21 protein-coding genes and 1 riboswitch are annotated in these 22,232 nt (G+C 47.5%); of the genes, 11 read left to right on the top strand and 10 right to left on the bottom strand.

The genetic code is table 11. The features are described from left to right. The first annotated feature begins 40 nt into the window (after positions 1-40). Complete coding sequence (locus tag ACNKW2_RS08505; RefSeq protein WP_419148170.1) at positions 41-982, top strand: alpha/beta fold hydrolase; 942 nt, start codon at positions 41-43, stop codon at positions 980-982. A 108-nt stretch (positions 983-1,090) separates the two neighbouring features. On the opposite strand, the gene ACNKW2_RS08500 is transcribed toward ACNKW2_RS08505, so the two are convergent. Both ACNKW2_RS08500 and ACNKW2_RS08495 read right to left on the bottom strand, forming a co-directional pair. Continuing rightward, the gene (locus tag ACNKW2_RS08500) at positions 1,091-1,246 is read right to left on the bottom strand and encodes a hypothetical protein (RefSeq protein WP_419148169.1); all 156 of its coding nucleotides are present in this window, start codon (positions 1,244-1,246) and stop codon (positions 1,091-1,093) included. A 67-nt stretch (positions 1,247-1,313) separates the two neighbouring features. Further along, complete coding sequence (locus ACNKW2_RS08495; protein WP_419148168.1) at positions 1,314-2,123, bottom strand: hypothetical protein; 810 nt, start codon at positions 2,121-2,123, stop codon at positions 1,314-1,316. A gap of 284 nt (positions 2,124-2,407) precedes the next feature. On the opposite strand from ACNKW2_RS08495, the gene dtd reads away from it, so the two are divergent. Further along, positions 2,408-2,845, top strand: a complete 438-nt coding sequence (gene dtd, locus ACNKW2_RS08490) for a D-aminoacyl-tRNA deacylase (RefSeq protein ID WP_419148167.1) — start codon at positions 2,408-2,410, stop codon at positions 2,843-2,845. Between the two features lie 173 nt (positions 2,846-3,018). On the opposite strand, the gene ACNKW2_RS08485 is transcribed toward dtd, so the two are convergent. Next, complete coding sequence (locus ACNKW2_RS08485) at positions 3,019-3,708, bottom strand: spermidine synthase (protein ID WP_419148166.1); 690 nt, start codon at positions 3,706-3,708, stop codon at positions 3,019-3,021. A gap of 174 nt (positions 3,709-3,882) precedes the next feature. Between ACNKW2_RS08485 and ACNKW2_RS08480 the strand changes: the two genes are divergently transcribed. Next, positions 3,883-4,782 (top strand): bifunctional GNAT family N-acetyltransferase/hotdog fold thioesterase, encoded by a 900-nt coding sequence (locus ACNKW2_RS08480; RefSeq protein WP_419148184.1) that lies wholly within the window; start codon positions 3,883-3,885, stop codon positions 4,780-4,782. 43 nt (positions 4,783-4,825) lie between these two features. Here the strand turns inward: ACNKW2_RS08480 and ACNKW2_RS08475 are convergent, their stop codons facing one another. The 5 genes from ACNKW2_RS08475 to dapA form a co-directional block, all read right to left on the bottom strand. Beyond that, positions 4,826-5,842 (bottom strand): phospholipase A, encoded by a 1,017-nt coding sequence (locus tag ACNKW2_RS08475; RefSeq protein WP_419148165.1) that lies wholly within the window; start codon positions 5,840-5,842, stop codon positions 4,826-4,828. 179 nt (positions 5,843-6,021) lie between these two features. Further along, positions 6,022-7,134 carry a succinylglutamate desuccinylase/aspartoacylase family protein gene (locus tag ACNKW2_RS08470; RefSeq protein ID WP_419148164.1) on the bottom strand — a complete coding sequence of 371 codons (1,113 nt, stop codon included), beginning with the start codon at positions 7,132-7,134 and terminating at the stop codon, positions 6,022-6,024. Between the two features lie 2 nt (positions 7,135-7,136). Continuing rightward, positions 7,137-8,342, bottom strand: coding sequence for a PLP-dependent decarboxylase (locus ACNKW2_RS08465; protein ID WP_419148163.1), 1,206 nt, complete (start codon positions 8,340-8,342; stop codon positions 7,137-7,139). Continuing rightward, positions 8,342-9,082 carry a 2,3,4,5-tetrahydropyridine-2,6-dicarboxylate N-succinyltransferase gene (locus ACNKW2_RS08460; protein WP_336567873.1) on the bottom strand — a complete coding sequence of 247 codons (741 nt, stop codon included), beginning with the start codon at positions 9,080-9,082 and terminating at the stop codon, positions 8,342-8,344. The genes ACNKW2_RS08465 and ACNKW2_RS08460 overlap by 1 nt, the downstream gene beginning before the upstream one ends. Positions 9,083-9,092: 10 nt before the next feature. Beyond that, positions 9,093-9,977: a 4-hydroxy-tetrahydrodipicolinate synthase gene (gene dapA / locus ACNKW2_RS08455; protein WP_419148162.1), complete on the bottom strand. Its 885-nt coding sequence runs from the start codon at positions 9,975-9,977 to the stop codon at positions 9,093-9,095. 115 nt (positions 9,978-10,092) lie between these two features. Beyond that, a riboswitch (Lysine riboswitch) is annotated at positions 10,093-10,268 on the bottom strand. A gap of 47 nt (positions 10,269-10,315) precedes the next feature. On the opposite strand from dapA, the gene ACNKW2_RS08450 reads away from it, so the two are divergent. After that, the gene (locus ACNKW2_RS08450) at positions 10,316-12,118 is read left to right on the top strand and encodes a response regulator (RefSeq protein WP_419148161.1); all 1,803 of its coding nucleotides are present in this window, start codon (positions 10,316-10,318) and stop codon (positions 12,116-12,118) included. Here ACNKW2_RS08450 and ACNKW2_RS08445 read toward each other — a convergent pair. Together ACNKW2_RS08445 and ACNKW2_RS08440 are read right to left on the bottom strand one after the other, a co-directional pair. Further along, a complete protein-coding gene (locus ACNKW2_RS08445; RefSeq protein ID WP_419148160.1) occupies positions 12,115-12,732 on the bottom strand; it encodes a hypothetical protein in 618 nt (205 codons plus the stop codon). The two genes, ACNKW2_RS08450 and ACNKW2_RS08445, sit on opposite strands and share 4 nt — an antisense overlap. A gap of 123 nt (positions 12,733-12,855) precedes the next feature. Next, a complete protein-coding gene (locus ACNKW2_RS08440; RefSeq protein ID WP_419148159.1) occupies positions 12,856-13,731 on the bottom strand; it encodes a TraB/GumN family protein in 876 nt (291 codons plus the stop codon). Positions 13,732-14,248: 517 nt separating this feature from the next. Between ACNKW2_RS08440 and ilvG the strand changes: the two genes are divergently transcribed. From ilvG to ACNKW2_RS08405, 7 genes are all read left to right on the top strand, one after another. After that, positions 14,249-15,910 carry an acetolactate synthase 2 catalytic subunit gene (gene ilvG / locus ACNKW2_RS08435; protein WP_419148158.1) on the top strand — a complete coding sequence of 554 codons (1,662 nt, stop codon included), beginning with the start codon at positions 14,249-14,251 and terminating at the stop codon, positions 15,908-15,910. After that, positions 15,907-16,149 carry an acetolactate synthase 2 small subunit gene (ilvM, locus tag ACNKW2_RS08430; RefSeq protein WP_336567865.1) on the top strand — a complete coding sequence of 81 codons (243 nt, stop codon included), beginning with the start codon at positions 15,907-15,909 and terminating at the stop codon, positions 16,147-16,149. Before ilvG ends, ilvM begins: the two co-directional genes overlap by 4 nt. 20 nt (positions 16,150-16,169) lie before the next feature. Further along, positions 16,170-17,093 carry a branched-chain amino acid transaminase gene (locus ACNKW2_RS08425; protein WP_419148157.1) on the top strand — a complete coding sequence of 308 codons (924 nt, stop codon included), beginning with the start codon at positions 16,170-16,172 and terminating at the stop codon, positions 17,091-17,093. 55 nt (positions 17,094-17,148) lie between these two features. Further along, complete coding sequence (ilvD, locus tag ACNKW2_RS08420) at positions 17,149-19,005, top strand: dihydroxy-acid dehydratase (protein ID WP_419148156.1); 1,857 nt, start codon at positions 17,149-17,151, stop codon at positions 19,003-19,005. A 2-nt stretch (positions 19,006-19,007) separates the two neighbouring features. Next, on the top strand, positions 19,008-20,549 hold the full coding sequence (ilvA, locus tag ACNKW2_RS08415; RefSeq protein ID WP_419148155.1) for a threonine ammonia-lyase, biosynthetic: 1,542 nt from the start codon (positions 19,008-19,010) through the stop codon (positions 20,547-20,549). 52 nt (positions 20,550-20,601) lie between these two features. Further along, positions 20,602-21,054: a hypothetical protein gene (locus ACNKW2_RS08410; RefSeq protein ID WP_419148154.1), complete on the top strand. Its 453-nt coding sequence runs from the start codon at positions 20,602-20,604 to the stop codon at positions 21,052-21,054. Between the two features lie 95 nt (positions 21,055-21,149). Beyond that, entirely contained in the window at positions 21,150-22,202 is a 1,053-nt protein-coding gene (locus tag ACNKW2_RS08405) for an ABC transporter substrate-binding protein (protein WP_419148183.1), read from the top strand. Positions 22,203-22,232: the final 30 nt, after the last annotated feature.

Here is a 22,232-nt window from a genome sequence, read left to right as displayed (position 1 = left end):
TGGGGCGGCAGAGCACGTGCTCTGCAACAAGGGGGACAGTATGAGTCTACTGTATCAGCATGGTGAAGCATTTCGTCGTTATCACTTAGCCGTGGGCGATGGTCACCAATTAGCAATCGAAGAGTATGGTAACCCCGCTGGAGTTGCCGTACTGGTTATGCACGGTGGCCCCGGCCAAGGCCACTCCCGACAGGCGCTGGGTTACTTTAATCCGCAAAAATACCGCATCATTTTATTTAGTCAGCGTGGTTGCGGTAATTCCACCCCACACTCATTAGAGCACATTGATACTGCCCATCTATTACGGGATATTGATACTCTCACTCAGCATATTGGCATTAGCCAATTTGTGTTAGCGGGGGAGTCTTGGGGCGCCACCTTGGCGTTGCTTTATGCCCAGCAGAGTCGGGAAAAGGTCTTGGGGCTGATCCTTTGGTGTAGCTTCTTAGCCTGTGATGACGACTTCGAGTGGCTATATGGCCCCCATGGCGCGCCGGCGCAATTTTATCCAGAGCATTACCACGCGTTCAGTCAAGGCATGAAGGGAGCAAAATCAATTCTGCAGGGCTATCAGCAAGCGCTCTTTAGCCACGACGACTTACTTACTCGCAAGGCTGCGCAGCAATGGTGTGAGTGGGATAACCTCATCGTATCGGGCAGTGATACCGAGCATATGCGCATTGGTAAAGCTGATAAACAGCTAGGAAAAGCGCAGCAAATGGTGCACTTTTTTACTCATCAATGTTTTATTGCTGACCAACAAATTAGTCGTGACAGTGCTAAATTACAGGGCTTGCCATGCTGGTTTATCCACAGTCGTCATGATCTCATGTGCCGCTATGGGCCTATTTACGAGTTGGCGAAGACCATGGAAGCGCAAATATTATTACTTAACTCCGTAGGTCATTGCAGTGACCATTCCGCCTATTCTGAGGCTATCAGGCGAGCGGCAGACTTATTGTTATGCAAGCTCAACCACTAACCTGGGGCAGCCCTTTATGTTGTCGAACACAGTAGGCGACCATTGTAAGGAGTAAGTGTAAGGTATGGTTCGATTGTCTTTGATGAAACAATTACTCAATAAAGACGATTACTTACTACTTTGCTCAAACCTAGCTTCTTTAATGCCATCGCGAACACCCGCTTTAATGACCCGATAGAGGATATAAAAAGGCAGTACCATCGCGCCTAAGCTCGCTAAAAGCAGCAATATGCTTCCGAAAAAACCTAATCCAATAATATTCATAACAGTCCTATGTTTTATCTGTAGTGGCCTAAAATCAATTTAGGCCGACGTTTGCTTTTGTTATTGTTTACTCAGGAGCAGTAAAATATAAGGTACATTTATTGTCTTCACAAGTAAACTCACTCGAGGCCTGTGTTGGCGGAAACGTTGAGAAGTTAAAGCTGGGGATAATCGGTATATTACTGATACTTCTTACCGCTTCAATGTAATCAAGCATATCCTGCTCATTCTCAAAAGTGAATTTATGCGTCATTTTTGAGAGTTCGTTAGTCACATGGTTCCCTGACTTATCATACCCTTCTTGAAAAGATAGGTAGACTGTACCTGTGGCGACATCTATATTTGATACTTTAAATAAGGCAACTGCGCCATTATCAAATCGCCATATAATCGGGAAAGAAAAGTTTAATGTACTTGTCGTAAGTGAACTTAAGAAGCTTTGTATGGAGTTAGCCACTCTGAGCAGACCATGCTGATTCTGTGCTGCGTATCGGGCAAGTTGATTTACAAGGTATGTATTACCAACAAAATCATAGGGTGAATCAGCCAGCTCAGGGGGAACGCGATAATGGTTCTCGGGATTAATTATTACATCAACTAGTAAGGCAAACTCTTGTTTAACACTGGTACTGATGTTAACAGGTTTTGCTACTTTTTGTAGAACAAAGCCATTATCATCTTGAATTGCACTGATCTGAAACTTACTTATATTTTTCTCTTTTAAGTCAATTACAGTAACAATATCGTTGATGTTAGCGCTTCTTGCTGCAACCCGATACTCTTTAGAGGAGCTACAATCATAGCATTCTATTACTTTAGTCGATGCGTTTGCTTTAAAGGCACAAAGTGCCAAAATGAGAATCAAAGTTTTATACATAACAATCCTTTTCTTTAAAGTTTAAATCCACAATCCAATCAATTATATTTAATGGGTTGTGAATTTATTTTATCTAAAATGTTTTTTTTTGCAATTAAAATGTTTTTTTCAAGTCTGGTCCTGCCCATACTTACTTTTTAAAGGTGTTATATTCAGACGCTTTCATTTGGGGATGACAAGGCTACGTTGAGTTGATAGTAATCTTGATTCTGAAAATTCAATTAAAATGTAGCTGTGATAGCCTTTTGTAAAGGCTAGATGTTGATAGATAAAAAGAGGTCAATGTGCAGGGGTTAATTCAAAGAGTGTCACAAGCGCAGGTAGTTGTGGACGGCGAAGTAGTGGGCGAAATTGGTCAAGGGATTTTGTTGTTGCTGGGGGTCGAAAAGCCCGATAGTGAAGAAACCGCAGATAAGTTACTGCATAAGGTAAGTAACTACCGCATATTTACCGATGACAACGGCAAAATGAATCTCAGTGTTAAAGATATTGCCGGTGAGTTACTTGTGGTCTCCCAGTTTACTTTGGCGGCAGACACCAAAAAAGGCATGCGACCTAGCTTTTCCAGTGCCGGTAGCCCGGCTCAGGCAGAGCAGCTTTATGACTATTTTGTGCAGCAAGCTAAAGCATCGGGACTGCAGGTGGCCACTGGGCAATTTGCCGCTGATATGAAGGTCTCTTTGGTGAACGATGGTCCGGTCACGTTTAATTTTAGCCTTTAGGTTAATACCAATCCGCATTAATACTTGCTCAATTTGAGGGAGCAAATTCGACGCTAACTGCGTTAAAAATTTCTCATTTAGAACAACTAAATAGCAAAATTTTCGCCTGGTTATCGCCAGAATTATCTCGCCTCAAATAGACCACTTAATTAAGCGAATTGGTATAAGTTGGGCTAGCGTTTGACTTCAATGAGAATGTTGGCGTAGTCATTTACGGGTTCAATTCGAGGCTTTTTACCAAAATTGGTGATTAATAGGTGTTGCAGCTGCTTGAGCTGCGACTCATGATCGCTGAGGAAATTAATATACAGTCTCCCTCCTTCGTTAATGGCGGCGCGCAATAAGCGGTAAAAGCGATGCTGAAAGAGAAACAGCGGCGGCTCCATTTCGCTAAATAGATCCAGAATAATCCAGTCGTAGCGCTTGTTTTGTTGCAATGCTTTGAAGACATCAACGCAGTTCACATCACATAAGGGGTCGCCACCAAAGTAGCGTTTGTAACAGTGAATGACATCGGGGTTATTGTCGACGGTGGTGATGTGACACTCGGGATAAAGGGTACCTAAATAGTCGCGAATAGCACCAGCTCCTAAGCCTAACTCAAGTACACTAGTGGGAGGCGTAACTTGCTGCCAACGCTGAGCAAATGCTTTTAAATGAGGAAATAGCAGGTGTTCCGGGTGGTTTAGCTCCACAACGGATTGTAATGTGTCATTAATCAGTAGCCAGCGCAGTGATTTTTCTTGCCTTACTTGGATGCTGTTACGGCCTTGTTTATGCCAATACAGTAGGTGACCAAGCTGGTGGCTTTGAGCTACAAAATCATTACTAATAGTGCCACTGTGAGTAATAAATTCCCCCATGATTACATCATCATAGACGAGGATTGTGTGAATGCCAGTTTGTTCACTAGTTTTTACACTAAAGAATAAGTGTTTTAACGTGTTTTATTCCCTACACTGAGCTTATCTTGTAGGGTGTAACAACTGCGCAATGACATGATGCGTGACAAAGGCAATAAACAACAGGAGTCAGTGATGTTTGAGGTATCTTCACCACAAAGCAGCGAAGATTGGCAAGCCTACTATCAACTGCGGTGGCAAGTATTAAGAGCACCATGGGATCAGCCTCGCGGCAGCGAGCAAGATGATTTGGAGCAAGAGGCAGAGCATCGCTTTATCAAAAACAATGATGGTGAAGTGCTAGGCGTTGCGCGGCTTCATTTTAACGATCACCAGCAGGCACAAGTACGCTATATGGCGGTGGCCGAAGGGCATCGCGGCCATCACCTTGGCAGTCGTTTACTGCATGAGCTGGAGATTGTAGCTTGGACACAACAGGCACAAGAGCTTGTGCTTTTTGCCCGTGAGCGCGCCTTATCTTTTTATGAGCGACACGGCTACGAAGTGGTCGAAAAAGCCCACCTTGCCTATGGCGATGTTCAGCACTGGAAAATGGTTAAACAGCGCCCAACCGAGCCGGGGTGGTTCCGCCAGCCAGATTGGACTCAAGTACTGCAAAACACCTGGCGTGAGTCAATCCCAATCAGCGATGCCATGGGGATAAAAGTGCAAAGTTATACCGACTGGCAGTTTTCCACTAAAGCAGACCTAAAAGCCAACTTAAACCTGCATAACTCCATGTTTGCAGGGTCCATTTATAGTATGGCTACGTTGACAGGGTGGGGAGCCACTTACCTAGCACTGAAAGAGCTGGGTCTTGAGGGTGACATTGTCTTAGCGGATGCCAACATCAAGTACTTAAAGCCGCTCACCACGGCGCCAGCCGCGACAGTCATCATCGCAGAGTGTGAAGGCGATCTGGCTGCGCTCAATAATGAGGGTAAGGCGAAGTATCGTGTGCCTGTGAGTGTCTTTGATGGTGATAAGCTAGTGGCCAAATTTGATGGCCAGTTTGTGGTAGTAAAACCGCAATAATCTTGCATTGCACAGCGCTACGAAATTAGCGCTGTGCTGCTATTTACAAAATATCGGTTAACAGCACGCCAACACCTAAGCGCTGAGTATGACTGTCGTAGTCTATGAGGCTCTCGCCGTAACCATTAAAGTATTGCGCATAGCCACGTAGTCTCCCCCAAATTGGGAATGACCAGTCTAGCTGCAGCGCGCCACGGTTATTACTGCGTAAGTTATTACGCCACATAAAACCAAACTCATGCTCCTCGTAGCGATAAGCGCCGCGCAGTTCAAAATGACCAAGGTACTCATCGATATTAGGGTTATCGTCGCCGCGTGGGTCTAGCACATCTTCTTTCGGGTCTTCTGGGATCCGATACCAAGGTTTAAAACTAAATACAAAGCCATTGTTTTCCCAGATAAAGTTAGCGTAAATGCGGTTCCAGGAACGGGAGTTAGGTTGACTGCGGCCATTAGACTGGTGCGACACACCCAGCACAAACGCCATTTCATCACCCCACAGCACGTTTTCGTCGTCTAAAAAGTTAATCCAAAAAATTTCTGGCTCATAGTTGGTTTCACGAAACGGTGAGGACACGTCTTTATTATAAAGCTGCCAATAAGACTGCAGAGTAAAGGCAAAATAGACGGCTTGATCTTTATCGGAAAAACTATGGTAAATCGGTGCCTTTAAAGAAATTTGGTACTTGGCTTCAAAGTTATCAATGGGCTCACCACGTTCGTCATCAATGGCTTTTAAACCATCAAACGGGCGAGAATTGACGTTGGTCATGTAAGAGACGGGCAAGATATAATTACGCTTATGCGGCGTTAACACGTTGCGGTTTTGCTCGGTGACGCGCTCACGCGCCATGCGTTTGTCCAGCTGACTAAAGTTTTTTTCTGGCGCCGCTTTGGCGCATTCTGTGCGCACTTGCTCCACCGTGGTGTTTTTATCTGCGGTTAACACGGCATTGAGTACACATTGTTTCACTAAATCAATGTCATCTTGTGGCGCTGCAGCTAGGCCGGTTAGAGGGAGTGTTAATAGAGCGAGCGAAGGTAAAGCAAATGGTCTCATGGGGATCCTTTTAAGCGCCGTCGATTGCGTACAATTGATTACATTATTACGCAACTGAGCTGAAAGCCCAATGAATCATCGCGGGTTAGCGAAAAAAAGCAAAAAAGGCTGGCGGCAACTGCCGCCCCACCTTAGTAAGTTATCACCTAATAGGTTCGACTTACTCTCACGCAATACTTTTACAAGGTCTCGACCTTAGTGAAAAATTTATATAATTCAGTGCCTTGATTGACGCTGGCAGAAGCAAAGTGGAGGATCGCAATGGCGTCTTCATCTAGGGTGATGTGGTTAAGCGGTGCTTCCGATAAATAGCGTTCCATGCGCAGAATTTTTGCGATGGTTTGTCCTGCTTGCACCTGCTCTCCCGGCTTGACCGAGTACTCCACCATGCCGCCCATGGGGGCATAAAAGGCGCGGTAGTTCTCCAGCAAGCAAGCATAGCGGGTCATCTCTTGAGGTTGATACAGCGACTCGGTGAATGCTTCTTTGTAACTGAGATAGCTCAAGATACTGTTAGCATCATAGAGCGCTTCATCAAGATCGATCTTTTCTTGCGAGCCCAATTCCACCGTAAATGCTTCGGTCATTACCGGGATCTCACGGCCAATCTTGGCGTAAGCTTGTTGCAGTTGCCACCAAGGGCAAAAGCTCGCTTCATCCATGGCGCCATCAAAATCACTGGGAATTAATAGCACATGGGGAATGTTGAAGTAACGGGCACTGTGTTTGGCGTACTCAGGGCAGTACAGGTGCTTAGCTGAAATTGGGCCAGTATGGAGATCCAACACAATATCGGCTTCATGAGCCAGCTGTTGTAAGTTCAGGGCAATGCGTTTACCGGTATTGACGCGATCTGCTGCGGCATCAAGTTGTTGCTGGTTACGCGCAATCAACTGAGCACGAAATTGCTGTTTGATGTCGGCGACGGCAAGGTCAGGGTGTTGCGCGGCGAACTCGGTGGCAATCGCGCTGTGATCGACATACATACGATTCCAATTGGTGCCTGTAATGGGATCGAAACGACCGAGAGTGAACTCTCCCGATTTTTGATTACAGCCAATGGGGTTGGCATAGGGAACTAGGGTAATGTCGGCTTGTAATGGCAAGTGTTTAAGGCGCTCCAGTAATTGATAAATCACCGCGTTTCCTTGAACTTCAGCGCCATGCATATTAGCCTGAATGTACACCTTTGGCCCTTGACCATTGCCCTGCAGACGGTACACGGGAATACTCAAAGGCAAGCCATTGGCTATTTCTCCAACCTGAATGTTTTGCTGTGTAATGGTGTTCATGATTACCTCAAATAGTTCATCGCCGGCTCTGCAGGGCGCGCACAGAGCACTTCGCCATTGCGAATGACGTACTCCCCCGGCAGCTCATGACAAAGAAAAAAGGGCATGCTTTCGGTGTAACCGTAGGCGCCACATTGACTAAACACCAGCCAGTCGTGCTCGTTGCAATCTCTTGGCAATGAGAATTCACCGAGTTTATCCAGCGCGGTGCAAAGCGGACCATGGACGTGAAATGTCACGGACTCAGCGCTAGACTGACGCAGTAACTCTGCGGGGAACGCTTGCCCGGTAACGGCAGGGCGGAGCAGGTGATTAACACCGCCTGCCATGATCAACTGTTGAGCATCATAATTTTGTTTCTGCTCTACCACTGGGTTGCAGTAAAAGCCACACTCGCCTACCGCGAAACGGCCTAACTCCATCCACAGCTCATCGACCTGGGTTGCCGCTTTGATGGCGGCTAGGGCGTCAACCAGCTTAGGCCAAGCGATGGCGCTATCCGACTGTTGATAAGGAATGCCTAAGCCACCACCAAGGTCAAGGATACGTAGCCGTATCCCTAGGCTTTCTGCCAATGCTAATAATGGCGCGATCATGGCTTGCCACAGCGAGGCCAAGGTGTCGCTACAGAGCATATTACCCCACTGAAAAATATGCAGCCCGGCGACATCAAGGTGCTGAAACTGACTCAGAGGTAGGGATTGCCACTGCTCACAGCCAAGGCCAAAGGGCGTTAAGGTGTTACCACCCAATGGGTTCTCTTCTGCTTTATCAAAGCGTAATTGCACGCGCAGTAAAACGGTGAATTGGGCATCGTATTCACTGGCCACTTGATTAAGCCAGTGCACCTGATTATGGCTTTCAGCGACGAAGACGCGCACTCCCTTTGCGGCAAAAGTGCGGATCTGTGCCAGCGATTTTGCCGGCCCGGTGTTGAGCACGCGGCTGGCACTAACATCTTGTGCTAAGACTTGCTCTAGCTCACCTATTGAAGCAACATCAAAATTAAACCCCGCTTTATCTAGGGTTTGAATAATATGCGATAGCGGGTTGGCTTTAACCGCGTACCAAAGTTTAACCACATCTTGCTGCAATAATGGCTCTACGTGCTGCGCTAGCTGATCTAAGTCATAGCAAAAAAACGCAGTGCTTTGTTGCTGTACCAGTGACTCAGCGATTGCGCGCTGCGGCGTGCTCAACCAGCTCATTAGCGCAGCACCTCTTCAAGCTCCAGCGATGCGTCACTTTGCTGGTCGCGATACTTAACAATTAATGCACAGGACATGCTTAGCCCTTGCGCTTTTGCCCAGTCACTGGAGGCGGGACGGGAGCCTGGGATGACAATGGCGTTCTCTGGGATCGCTTCGAGCTTATCCAGCATCCGCTCATTCACGCAGTCATAAACGGGAATGCTCGCCGACAAGCGTACCCCTGGGGCTAACACAGCACCGCGTTTCACCACCACGCCTTCGACTAACACACAGCCGGCACCGATAAAGGCATCGTCTTCCACCACAACCGGGCTGGCACCAATAGGCTCCAATACGCCACCTACTTGTACGGCAGCACTGAGGTGCACATTCTTACCAATCTGTGCGCAAGAGCCTACTAAGGCATGACTGTCCACCATAGTACCGGCATCGATGTAGGCACCGATATTGACATAGGCGGGAGGCATAATAATGGTTCCTGGTGCGACATAGGCGCCGCGTCTAACACTGCTACCGCCTGGCACCATGCGCACGCCAGCATCGGCTGCAAAGCCTTGCGGAGCAAGGTTATCTTTATCGACGAAGCCGCCGGGATATTCCGTGTTGACGCCATTGCGGAAGGCTTCCAGAATGCCTTCTTTTACGGTGATATTGGCGTGCCATTGACCATGCTCATCTTGCGTTGCTGCACGCACGGTTCCTGATTCTAAATTATCTAAAAGAGTTAACCAGCTCATCTTTACTACCTTAATTCCAAGCTAAAATTGATTCGTTTGCGCGGCTCAGCGCGGTGGTCTCTGGGAGTTCTAAATGGGTCAATGGTGGACGCAAGTTCGGGCTGGACAGCTTCCCTTGCAGGTGCATCAGAACTTTAACAGGGATGGGGTTGGCCACGGCAAATAGGCTACTTGCCGCCTCAGACCAGATGGTAAACAAGTTTACCGAAGTACCGCTTAAAGCGCGTCTAACGTATTCCGCGGTTTGCTGTGGCCAAGCGTTGGCGGCAACTGAAACCAGCCCTGCGGCACCGGCTTGGGCAAAATAAGGTATTAAGGCATCATCGCCACTGTAAATCTGCACCTTTGGGGCGGCTTGGCGAAATGCTTCAAATGCCGAAATATCACCACTGGCTTCTTTTAGTGCCCAAAGGTTAGGGTGCTGGGCAAGTCTCGCCAGCACCTTAGGAGCAATGGCTACGGCGCTGCGCCCTGGAACATTGTAGATCATGCAAGGGTTGTCACTGGCATCTAACAGTGTGGTAAACCAGTGTGTAAGGCCAACTTCACCGGGTTTGGCGTAAATCGGCGAGCCCAGTAATAAGGCGTCAATGGGTTGCTGGTTACAAAACTCTACCCAAGCAAGCTGTTGCTCAAGGTTACTACCACCTACGGCCACCATAAGGGGAGTGGTGTGGGGTTGCTGGCAGACAAACTCGACGATACCTTGTTGTTCTGCTTGGCTTAATGCTAAGCCCTCGCCAGTACTGCCGAGTAACAAAATACCGTTACCAGCGTCTTGTTGTTCACGCACCAGTTGCGCTAAGGCGTCATAATCGACCTGGTCCTGCGCGTCAAAAGGCGTTACTAAAGCCGTCCATAACGGATAGTCAGATAAGTTGAATTGTGATTTCATCTCTACCGAACTTAAATCATGTTCGGAGTTTAGGCGGGTATGTCCAAACTTCGAACCGTTAAAATTCGAAGAGCAATGGACTTAAAAATAGATAAGGCAACGGGCCTTATTTTTTAAGACCAGAAGCTCTCCACCAAATGTGTTGGTGACAGTCGCTGGGATTCAGCCCAGTCGCCCGAAATTAGTTATCGCAAATTAACTAATCTCTCGGCGTTTATTCCCCTCACTAAGTTGCAACGGAGTTTGCTCTCCTTCACTTAGTTACCTGAATAACGCACCTCTTCCAGCCCTAAGTTTGCAGCCATGGCTACAAACTATGCAAATAGGGTGAGCGCGCATTGAACCACTATGGCCGTCTAGGTGTCAAGTATTTTGCTGTATTTATTAACTGGCTCAGCTACACTTTAGTTTTAGCCGTTCTGCATGATGGTGATTATAAGAAGATGTCGATAGGGCATAATGTTCGTTTAAAATACACTGGCGCATTACTGGCAATGGCTGTTTTATTAACCATTGCAATGTTACTAATGCAGTTTCTGTTACGGCAACAAAGTGCAGATGCTCATGTCATCAACATTGCCGGGATGCAGCGCATGCTCTCGCAACGTATTGCGTTATTCAGCAGCGAACCAAACAAAGTGCAGCACCGTGAGCTGATGGCGGCCTTGCTAAAGTTTGAGGGAAATCATCAATTTCTCACTCAGTCGAGCGGCGCTGAGTACCCCTACCTGAATGCCCAGTTGCAGAGGTTGTACTTCGATTCACCGGTCAACTTAGCTCAGCGCTCTGTGCAATTTATTCAAGCCACTAGAGCCTTTTTAGAGGATCCGAACAGCGAGTTAGCACAGGCCATCCGCACGCAGTCACAGCAACTTTTGCCTGACTTAAACCGTGCCGTGAGCTTATTTGAAGGCTATGCGGAAGAAAAAACAGAGCAGGTGAGAAGCATAGAAATAGCACTTTGGTTACTGGGGCTGCTACTTCTGGCTTTGGAAGCCCGGTTTATTTTTAGGCCGATGCGCCAGAAAATTGAAGCCACGCTCACCGGGCTAGAAGAGTCTCGTGAGTTGGCCGATGCGGCATTAAAAGCAAAGTCACGCTTCTTATCGCGTGTCAGCCATGAGCTGCGAACGCCACTGCAAGCGGTGCAAGGTTACCTAGATGCTTACTGGCAAGAAAAAGATGAGCGGCACTTGCAACATGTTAGAGATGCCAGTCAACAGCTAGATAACTTACTTTACTCCATTGAAGATTTTAACCATTTGTCGATGCACGAAATTGTACCTGAACGCCAACAAGTGGAGCTTGGCACTGAACTCAAGGTTGCCTGCGCTGCTTATCGCTTGTCGGCACATCAAAAGTCATTGGCGTTTAATATGGCCATTAGTAAAACGCTCTATATGCCCTGTTACTGTGATTACAAGCGCATAAATTGGCTGTTGAACGAGTTAATCACCAATGCCATTAAGTTTACCGAGCAGGGTAAGATTCAAGTCGTGGCTGATTTAATCTACATCGAGCAGCAACCGATGCTAGAAATCATCATTGATGACAGTGGTCCGGGGTTTGATTACGTGAGCTTACAAGAAGCTGATGAGTCAGATAATTTTCAAGGTTCACAACTTGGTTTGAAGCGTTGTCGGTTGTTGGTGACAGCTTTGGGTGGCAGCTTGAGGTTTAGCAAAATAAAGCCAATGGGCACCCGAGCTTTGCTGCTCATGCCTATTGAGCTTTGCGAGGAGTCAAGTACGCCTACTGCGGCGTCTTCAACAGCTCCATTAAGGGTGTTGTTGGTGGAAGACAATGTCCTTAATGCCAAGGTGATTGAAAGTATGTTACAACCGTTGACGCAGTCGATACAGCATGTAGAGCATGGTGCATTGGCGCTGGAAGTGTATGACAGCGAAGCCTTTGATTTAGTGTTAATGGACTTGAATATGCCGGTGATGGACGGCTTTGAAGCAACGGAAAAACTGCGTGAGCGCGATCAGCAAGTGCCGATTTTGGTGGTGACGGCGAACACTAACCTTACTGATCTTGAAAGAGTGTATCAATTAGGTGCAACGGCTCATGTGTTTAAGCCGTTGCAGCCTGATGACTTGCTGAAAAAAATAACCACCTTAATGCACTCAGTGGCTTAATCGTGTTGTAACTTGATTTTGCCCACTCCTACTTCGGCATCCAAATTGTAACGGCCTGAGCCATTGTACTCAGAGGTTGAGCCAACCATGCTTTTTTGCTGCTCACTGCTGAAGCTAAAGCCCGACATACGGGTTTTACCCACCCCCGAATCGAGCATAATACGGTTATAGTCATCGGTTTTAGTGTGAATATCTATCTTGCCGACACCCACTTCCAATTCAGCAGAGTTATTGAGGTTTTGTAGCTCGATTTTACCGACGCCGACTTCAATGTCTAACGCTAGGTGCTCTGGTGCTTTCACCGTCCAAGTTAATTCGTAATCGTCGGAGTCGATTTCCAAAGCCAATGTACCACCCGAAGTTGAGTTCTCCAGCACGGCTTTACTAAGATCGACATCACCAAACCAATCGTCGCTGTCTTTGGGCTCGACCAGAATATCAATTTCAATGGTGTTACCTTGGTAGGTAGTTAAATCGACTTGGCCAACTGGGACATCAATCTCAAGCTCACTGATGTCGTTGCTGTTAAATGATTGTTGAATGGTGCGCGAGTCTTGTGCTTGGCTGCTGATACTAGCGAGTCCTAGTGCTAAAGCGAGTAGTGTTTTTTTCATGGCGAAACCTGCTGTTATGTTTGTGTTTAACAAGTAAGTCGCGCGCTATTGGCAAAAGGTTCAAAGCAACAAAATTTATTTTTTAATTGCAAAAGAGGCGCTCATGAGCGAGCGCCAGAGCAGTTATATTTTACTTACCGTGTATCCTTGCTGTTGCAACTGCGTGATTAAGCCATAGCGTTCCACTAGGTGAAGTGCGCCAACAGCAACAAATAAAGATTCATGGGGAAGTTGCTGTTGCAGTGCTTCGAGCCAATTATTGTTACGCTCTTTAATCATTAAGCGCTCTGCTAGGGCGCCATATTCGCCTTCAGCAAAGCTGGTGTTGTAGTAGTGCTCAAGCTGTTTTAGGTCGCCCTGGCGCCAGGCGCTGATCATGTCTAAAAAGTAAGTATCGAGATCCGCCATTTGGGTGAACGTTTCTTGCAACATGGCATCGCTATATTGTCCTAACTGACTAAACATCTTAAGTTGATACTCTAAGCTTTCAAATTCGCCAATGGGGATATTGTGCTGTTGTGCATAATTCACCACCTGCTTGTCGATGCCATTGGCCTCGCTGAAACCAAGACGTTGGTATTCCAGTTGTAAAATGGTCACCATCACAGCCCAAGGTGCATAGCGCTCAAACAGCGCAACATCAATCTGTTTGGCTGCGAAGTAGTCAACCACTTTTTTATACACCGCTGGTGACAGCGTACTTTGTAGCGTTTCATTTCCTTGCAACAGCATGAAAGGCATCGAGCGCTGTTGAATTTGCAACGGTGATAAAGACTCAAGGTTAACTTCGACCATGACTTTGTCGCTTTTCTCTATGGCCCTTTTTACTTTGTCTGGTAGCCCTTGCATTTGCTTATCACCGACATGCACGGTGCCAAATAAATAAGATGTTGTATCGCCCTTGCTGATTTGCCAAAGGCCCACTTCGGCGTAACTTGAAACGCTAAAAAGTGCTAGCCAAAAATACAGCAACACAAAAGCGGATAGTTGTTTAATCATGTCAGCAATCCTTGTTATTGGTAAAAGGCTAGTCTGCGATAACGCCACCTCAATGTCACTAAAAAAGTGCCGGCGTAATTGCAGTAGAAAAAAATTCATCTTATAAGGCGCAAAAAGTAATTTTTTCTAGAACAAGCGGCTAGCCCAATAGAACGTGCTTAATTTATTGAGTTTGTATTAATCTATTCTTAATTTGCTTTTTATTTGGTTTTTTTATTCTATTGGTGCTTGATATTACTTTTAAATGACATAGTTTTTATGTTGACTTCAGAGCCTCTGACGCGGTACTAATAGAAAAAGACATAGCAAAGGGGTCAAAACAGACCCTTTAACACAAATACATTGACGGAATTTTAAATGTTACAGACAACAACTCTACTAGTCGTGATTATCAGCGTGGTGATTATTATTACCGCGGGGGCTAGTTAGTGCTGTAACAAACATAATCAGCATAAGCGCCCCCCGCACCAAAAGGTTCGGGGGGCGTTTTCGTTTTAGGGCAAATTGAGAGTAAAACATGAGTAATTCAACAACCGGCGCACAACTTGTTATCAAGGTGCTAGAAGAGCAAGGCGTAAAGCACGTATTTGGTTACCCAGGTGGTGCCATTATGCCGATTTACGATGCTTTGTATGGCGCGCCGGTAAAGCATTACTTAACTCGTCATGAGCAAGGAGCTGGCTTTGCAGCCGTGGGTTACGCTCGCAGTAGCGGCAAGTTGGGCGTGTGTTTTGCCACTTCCGGCCCCGGTGCAACCAACTTAATCACGGCATTGGCAGATGCCATGATGGATTCAGTGCCACTGCTGGCGATCACGGGACAAGTGCCAACCGCTGCCATCGGCTCCGATGCGTTTCAAGAGGTGGATGTACTGGGCATGTCTTTATCTTGTACTAAGCACAGCTACATGGTGGAGCGCCCTGAAGACCTAGCTGAAGTGTTACAAGAGGCCATCTATCTGGCGCAATCTGGACGTCCTGGTCCGGTGTTGGTGGACATTCCGAAAGACGTGCAACTGGCTCAGGTGCCTTTTCATCCGTTTGCAGCACCACAAGAGCAGCAGCCGAGGTTGTCGCAAGCTGAGGTAGAAAAAGCCAATCAGCTATTGTGTGATGCAAAAAGGCCAGTCGCCTATATTGGTGGTGGCGTTCATAATGCGGATGCGCAGCCTCAACTAATGCAATTTTTAGAGAAAACGCACATGCCAGCGGTGTCTACCTTGAAGGCATTGGGCAGCGTATTACCTGATTACGATTATGACTTAGGCATGCTGGGCATGCATGGCACACAAGCGGCGAACCTAGCGGTGCAACAATGCGACTTGTTGGTGTGCATCGGTGCGCGTTTTGATGACCGTGTTACGGGTAATTTGGCGAAGTTTGCCGCAGGCGCTAAGGTGATCCATTTAGACATCGACCCTGCAGAAGTGGGTAAGCGTAAACCGGCGGCGGCATCACTGGTTGCCGATCTGAAACATTCGTTACCTCAGCTAGAATGTGTTGTTACCGATGCCGAGTGGTTAGGTCATTTGGCGTCGTTACAACGCCAGCATGCGTGGCGCTATGACTACCCAGGTGAAAAAGTATTTGCCCCATATTTATTAAATCAGCTTAGTCAAAAGCTCGCCCATGATGCTGTGGTTTGTTGTGATGTTGGTCAACACCAAATGTGGGTGGCTCAGCATATGAAATTTAGCCACCCCAGCAATCATCTCAGTAGTGGTGGCGCAGGGACCATGGGATTTGGTCTGCCAGCCGCCATTGGTGCGCAGATAGCACGTCCCGATAATACCGTTATTACGGTGTCTGGTGACGGCTCAATCATGATGAACATTCAAGAGCTGGCGACCATTCGCCGCAACAACCTAGCAGTCAAAATTCTCATATTAGATAACCAAAGACTGGGCATGGTTCGGCAGTGGCAGCAACTCTTTTTTGATGGTCGCTACAGCGAAACAGACCTTTCCGATAACCCAGATTTTGTCTCTTTGGCTGCCGTATTTGGCATCCCAGGACAAACAATCACCCATGCAAACCAAGTAGATGACGCCGTTGACGCATTCGTTAATGCTACAGGGCCTTATATTTTACATGCATGCATAGACGACAAAGAAAACGTATGGCCGCTGGTTCCACCGGGTGCTGCCAATGATGAAATGATGATGGAGAGCCACTCATGAAACACCATTTAACCGTTGCAGTAAAACAACAAAGTATCGCGGTGGAGCGCTTCTTGCGAGTGGCTCGGCATCGAGGGTTTCGCCTCACCAATCTAGAGTTGCAGGGCCAAGATGACTTATTCCACGTCAAAATGACGGTAGATAGTGACAAACCTATCTATTTATTAACCTCACAACTGAGTAAGCTAGTAGAAGTGCAAGCAGTTGACTTGCATACACTACAACAACAGGCAATTTAAAAGAATTAAGGTAGTTAACAATGACACAAACATCAGAACTTATTTGGCACAACGGAGAAATGGTTCCTTATCATCAGGCAACCACGCATGTGCTTAGCCATGCCTTGCATTATGGCAGCTCAGTTTTTGAGGGGATCCGCGCTTATGATACGCCAAAGGGTCCCGCGGTGTTTCGTTTAACCGATCATATCCAGCGCTTATTTGATTCGGCGAAAATCTATCGTATGGAGATCCCTTATACACCTGAAGAAGTCATTGCAGCGTGTAAAGAAACCATCCGTGTGAATGAGTTTAGTAATGCCTACTTACGACCGTTTGCCTTTTTAGGTCATGTTGGTTTGGGCCTTAACCCCAAGTCTCACCGCGCAGAGATGACGGTGGCGGCAATGGAGTGGGGGGCTTATCTGGGTGAAGAAGGACTGGCACAGGGGGTTGATGTCTGTGTTTCTTCTTGGAGCCGTTTGGCACCAAATACCATGCCGACGGCTGCAAAAGCCGGGGGTAACTATTTATCTTCACAACTCATCTCCGGAGAGGCAAAGCGCAATGGTTACGTTGAGGGGATTGCCCTGGACGTTAATGGCTATCTCAGTGAAGGCGCCGGTGAAAACCTGTTTGTGGTGAAAAAAGGGGTGCTTTATACCCCACCGACGACCGCATGTATTTTACCTGGTTTAACTCGCGATACCATCATTCACTTAGCACGCCAACGCGGTTATGAAGTCCGCGAGGAGCCCATTGCTCGTGAAGCGCTCTACTTGGCTGATGAGTTCTTTATGGTAGGTACTGCGGCTGAGGTGGTACCAGTGAGAAGCGTCGATCAAATTGCGGTAGGCAATGGCGGTCGTGGCCCTATCACCGCAGAGCTACAGCAAGCCTATTTTGCCTTAGTGAAGGGTGAAGCGGAAGATGAAAACGGCTGGCTTGAGTACGTAAACGATTAATTAACTTAATATTTTTTGGGAATGAGGAACTCGGTTTACCGAGCAAAGGTGAAACATGGCTAAATTACGCAGCAAAACAACCACAGAGGGTAGACAACGAGCCGGTGCTCGTGCACTTTGGCGTGCCACAGGCATGACCGATGGCGATTTTCATAAACCGATTATTGCCGTGGTCAACTCTTTCACACAATTTGTGCCTGGCCATGTTCACCTTAATCAGTTGAGCTCACTGCTGGCTGATGCCATTACCGAAGCGGGTGGTGTGCCCCGTGAATTTAATACCATTGCCATTGATGATGGTATTGCTATGGGTCATGGCGGCATGCTGTATTCACTGCCATCACGGGATTTAATTGCGGATTCAGTGGAATACATGGTCAATGCTCACTGCGCTGATGCCATGGTGTGCATCTCTAACTGTGACAAGATCACCCCAGGCATGTTGCTGGCTGCATTACGACTGAATATTCCGGTTATCTTCGCCTCAGGCGGTCCCATGGAGGCAGGTAAAACTCGCCTGGCCGATATCGACCTGAAACTCGATCTCGTCGATGCCATGGTAAAAGGCGCCGATCCGAGCGTCAGTGATGAAGACTCGGAACAGGTTGAGCGCTCCGCCTGTCCAACCTGTGGTTCGTGTTCTGGCATGTTTACGGCAAATTCCATGAACTGCTTACTCGAAGCGCTGGGGTTGGCATTGCCCGGCAATGGTACGACCCTAGCTACTCACAAAGATCGTGAGCAGCTTTATCTTGGCGCGGCGAAACGTATTGTGGCTTTGTGTGATGAATATTATGGCAAAGACAATGAACAAGTGTTGCCTCGCAACATCGCCAATCAGGCGGCGTTTACCAATGCTATGACACTCGATATTGCCATGGGTGGGTCTTCCAATACGATTTTGCATTTGTTGGCAGCCGCTCAAGAAGGTGAGGTTGATTTTGATTTAAATGACATCGATCAGCTTTCGCGCAAGACGCCGTTTCTTTGTAAGGTAGCCCCAGCAACGCCACAATATCATATTGAAGATGTCCACCGCGCAGGAGGGATCATGGCTATCCTCAAAGAGTTAGCGCAAGGTGGTAAGCTGGATCTCAGTGTTGGGCACGTTGCAGGTGGTAGCTTAGGTGAGGTCATTGCTCGTTGGGATGCCAGCGACAGTAATAATGAACGTGCGCAAACGTTTTATCGAGCCGGTCCTGCCGGGATCCGAACTACGCAAGGCATGAGTCAAGATTATCGTTGGCAAGAGCTCGACCTTGACCGTGAAGGGGGCTGTATTCGTTCTATTGAGCATGCCTTTCGTCAAGATGGCGGCTTAGCCGTATTGAAAGGAAATTTGGCACCGGATGGCTGTGTTGTGAAAAGCGCGGGGGTAGAAGATGAAATGCTCCGCTTCACCGGTCCTGCGGTGGTTTTTGAATCACAAGATGATGCCGTAGAAGGCATTTTAGGTGGCAAAGTGAAAAAGGGCGACGTTGTTATCATTCGCTACGAAGGGCCCAAAGGTGGTCCAGGCATGCAAGAAATGCTTTACCCAACCAGCTACTTAAAATCGATGGGATTAGACAAAGACTGTGCCTTGTTAACCGATGGTCGCTTTTCCGGTGGTACTTCAGGGCTATCGATTGGCCATGCTTCCCCAGAGGCCGCTAGCGGCGGTGCTCTAGCCTTGGTTGAAGATGGCGACATTGTGGCTATCGACATTTATCAGCGCAGCATTGACGTTAAATTAGATGACACGGAACTTGCCCTGCGCCGTGCCAAACAAGATGCTCGAGGCAAAGAGGCTTACAAGCCGGTTAACCGAGAGCGCTATGTCAGCCCGGCATTAAAAGCCTACGCCTTATTGGCCACCAGTGCGGATAAGGGAGCAGTTCGAGACCTGCAAAAATTAGAGGAGCTGAGTTAGCGATGGTTGCTCAAGAGTTAGATTATTTTCGTGCCATCATCCAAGCCAATGTCGACCCTTTGGTGCAGGTGACGCAGGTCAATCAGCTGGAACAAATGTCGGCACGACTGGGCAACGATATCTGGCTAAAAAGAGAAGATCAACAACCGGTATACTCATTTAAGTTACGGGGGGCCTTTAACAAGCTGCGTCAGCTGCCAAAAGGGGCGCGTGTATATACCGCGTCGGCAGGGAACCACGCTCAAGGTGTGGCATTAAGCGCCACGCACTTAGGGCAGCATGCCACCATAGTGATGCCACTCACTACCCCCGAGATCAAAGTTAATGCCGTGCGTAAGCTCGGAGCTGAGGTGATCTTACATGGTCACCACTTTGACGCCGCCAAACAGTATGCCTTGGCGTTGTGTGATGAGCATGACGGGGTGTTTGTACCCCCGTTCGATGATAAGGATGTGATTATTGGCCAAGGCACAGTAGCGCGAGAGTTGATGCAGCAACTTGAAAAGCTCGATGTGGTGTTTATCCCCGTGGGCGGCGGTGGCTTATTGGCGGGCATGGCGGTGTATTTGAAGTCATTGCGCCCGGATATTCGCGTTATCGGTGTCGAAGCCGAAGACAGCGCCTGCTTAAAAGCGGCGATGGCTGCCGGCGAGCCGGTGGAGCTGTCGCAAGTAGGTAGCTTTGCAGATGGTGTGGCAGTCAAGTTAATTGGTTCTGAAACCTTTCGTTTAGCACAAAAGTTTTGTGATGAGGTGGTCACTGTGTCGGCCGACGAGATTTGTGCCGCGGTACAGGATATTTTTGTCGAGACTCGGGCTACCGCAGAGCCCTCGGGAGCATTATCGACCGCAGGTCTGAAAAAGTGGCTAGCACAAAGCAACGAAAAAGGGCTTAGCGTGGCCGCGATTTTATCGGGCGCCAATTTAAACTTTGATCGCTTGCGTTACATTGCCGAGCGAACGGCGCTGGGTGCCAAGCATGAGGCGTTGTTTGGCGTCACTATCCCGGAACAAAAAGGCAGCTTTAAACGCTTTTGTCAGTCACTGGGTGGACGCGCGATCACCGAGTTCAATTACCGTTATGCTGACAGTGCAGAGGCGCAGATCTTTGTGGGAGTGGGGCTCAGAAATGGTCAGCAAGAGCTCGATGAGCTCAGTGCGGCATTGGCAGAGGGCGGTTACCAATTTGATGATTTGTCTGATAATGAATTAGCCAAGTTGCATGTGCGTTACATGGTCGGAGGCAAACCGCCGCAAGTGATGGCTGAGCGACTGTTGCGATTTGAGTTTCCCGAATACCCTGGTGCCTTGGCACGCTTTTTAGAAATGTTAGGCAGTAATTGGAATATTACCTTGTTTCATTATCGAAATCATGGTGCTGCGCAGGGCAATGTTTTGGCGGCGTTTGAGGTGGCGGCTCATGACTATGAGCGTTTTGATCAGCATTTGGCAAAATTAGGCTACCATTTTCAAGAAGAAACCCAGAATCCTTGCTTTGCGCGCTTTCTCCATGGTGAGGCGCTGAAACAGCAAAAAGCTGGATAATGAAAAAGCTATCGGATAGTCTAGGGTGGCTTTGCTTATAAGGACATCCTCTATGCTGAATTTAAAAATTAAACCGCAACAGACATGGCCAGAAAAGAGTTTAGTGTTACTGCAGCGGTTATTGTTATTAGCCGGCTTCATCTTGGCATTTCAGCACTTTTCGTCGCACGACCTAGCGCTGAAAACCATCATCCTTTTAGTTTGTGCAGTGATAACAATGACGCTATTGGTTGAGGGAGGTGGCCTATATGGTAGCCAGACTGTTGAGCAGGCAATCAAACGAGAGGGCGATGAGTTAGTGCTGCAATATCCAGGTAAAACTGGCAAGCGCATTGCCATAGACAAAATTGGCCAAATCAGTGTCGCTGATGACTACATTAGTATTATTGAGGTCAATAATGGCAATGGCTATGATATTCATTGCCGCAATAGTGCTGCACAGAGCCAACAGTATTTGTTGCAGCAGTTAGGGCCGCAGTGGCAACAACAGATCACCGTACTGTGACCAGGCTTGCACACCTTAGCGACTTAATGTGGTATGGCAGAGCGTGCTATTTCAGCTATAGTTAGCCAATATTTGCATAAATACATAAGGATATGATGTCTCGCCTTTTTATAACCGCCGCGTTACTCCTGCTGTCATTCAGTATCAAAGCCACTGAGCGGGTGGTGTTGCAACTCAAGTGGACCCATCAGTTTCAATTTGCCGGTTATTATTTAGCCAAGGAAAAGGGCTTTTATGCCGACGAAGGTATTGAGGTTGAGATTGTTGCCGCGGATCCCAACAACCCCGACGTCGATTTTAAAGTGTTGTATGGCCAAGCTCAGTTTGGTGTCTTTCATTCTGGGCTATTAAAACAGCGCCTGGCAGGCGAGCCGTATGTTGCTCTGGCCGCTATTTTACAGTCTTCACCTTATTGCTGGATGGTTCGAGCCGACAGCGATATCTACGCGCCGAGTGATTTAAAAGGGAAGAAACTCAGCCATCTCGGTCATTCCGAAAATGGCGAGTTGATGATGATGTTGCGTCGAGCGGGAATTAATCCTGATGCTATTCAGCTTTATGCCAGTGCCGATCCACTGCAAGATTTTATCAATGGCAAGTACGATGCGATGCAAGTATATAGTACCAACGAGCCTTATCAGGCGCAGCAGTTAGGCATTAAAACCCGTGAAATTTGCCCTATGCAACATGGCCTTAACGTTTATGCTGATGTGCTGTTTACTACTGAACGCATGGTGGCGCAAAAACCCGACTTGGTGAAGCGCTTTCGTCGCGCAAGCCTTAAAGGCTGGCGTTATGCCCTTAACCACCTTGAAGAGGCGGTATTAATAACGCAACAACATTATGCTCAGCATAAAAGTGTCGCTCAGCTGGCTTATGAAGCGGAAAAACTTCGCAACTACATTAAAGTGGGTAATATCCCCATAGGTCGGATGTCGGCAGCTAAGTGGCAGTGGATTGCTCAGCTTTATCATCTAGACCTTGCTTTATTTCAACAACATAAAGCAGAATTTATTTACACTGATGAAAATGAAGCCACGCTCGAATTGTCTTGGGTGTTAATCATTGCCGCGATTTTGACGGTGATTTGTATACCAATGTATGTACATTTGATATTTTCTCGCAAATATCGGCAAAAATTACGTTAAACTAGGCCATTATTTTCTCCATCTGTGGCC

Origin of the sequence: Pseudoalteromonas 'SMAR', from assembly GCF_048515945.1 — a bacterium.
Classification (GTDB): Bacteria; Pseudomonadota; Gammaproteobacteria; order Enterobacterales; family Alteromonadaceae; genus Pseudoalteromonas.
This window is presented reverse-complemented; position numbering and strand designations above follow the sequence as displayed.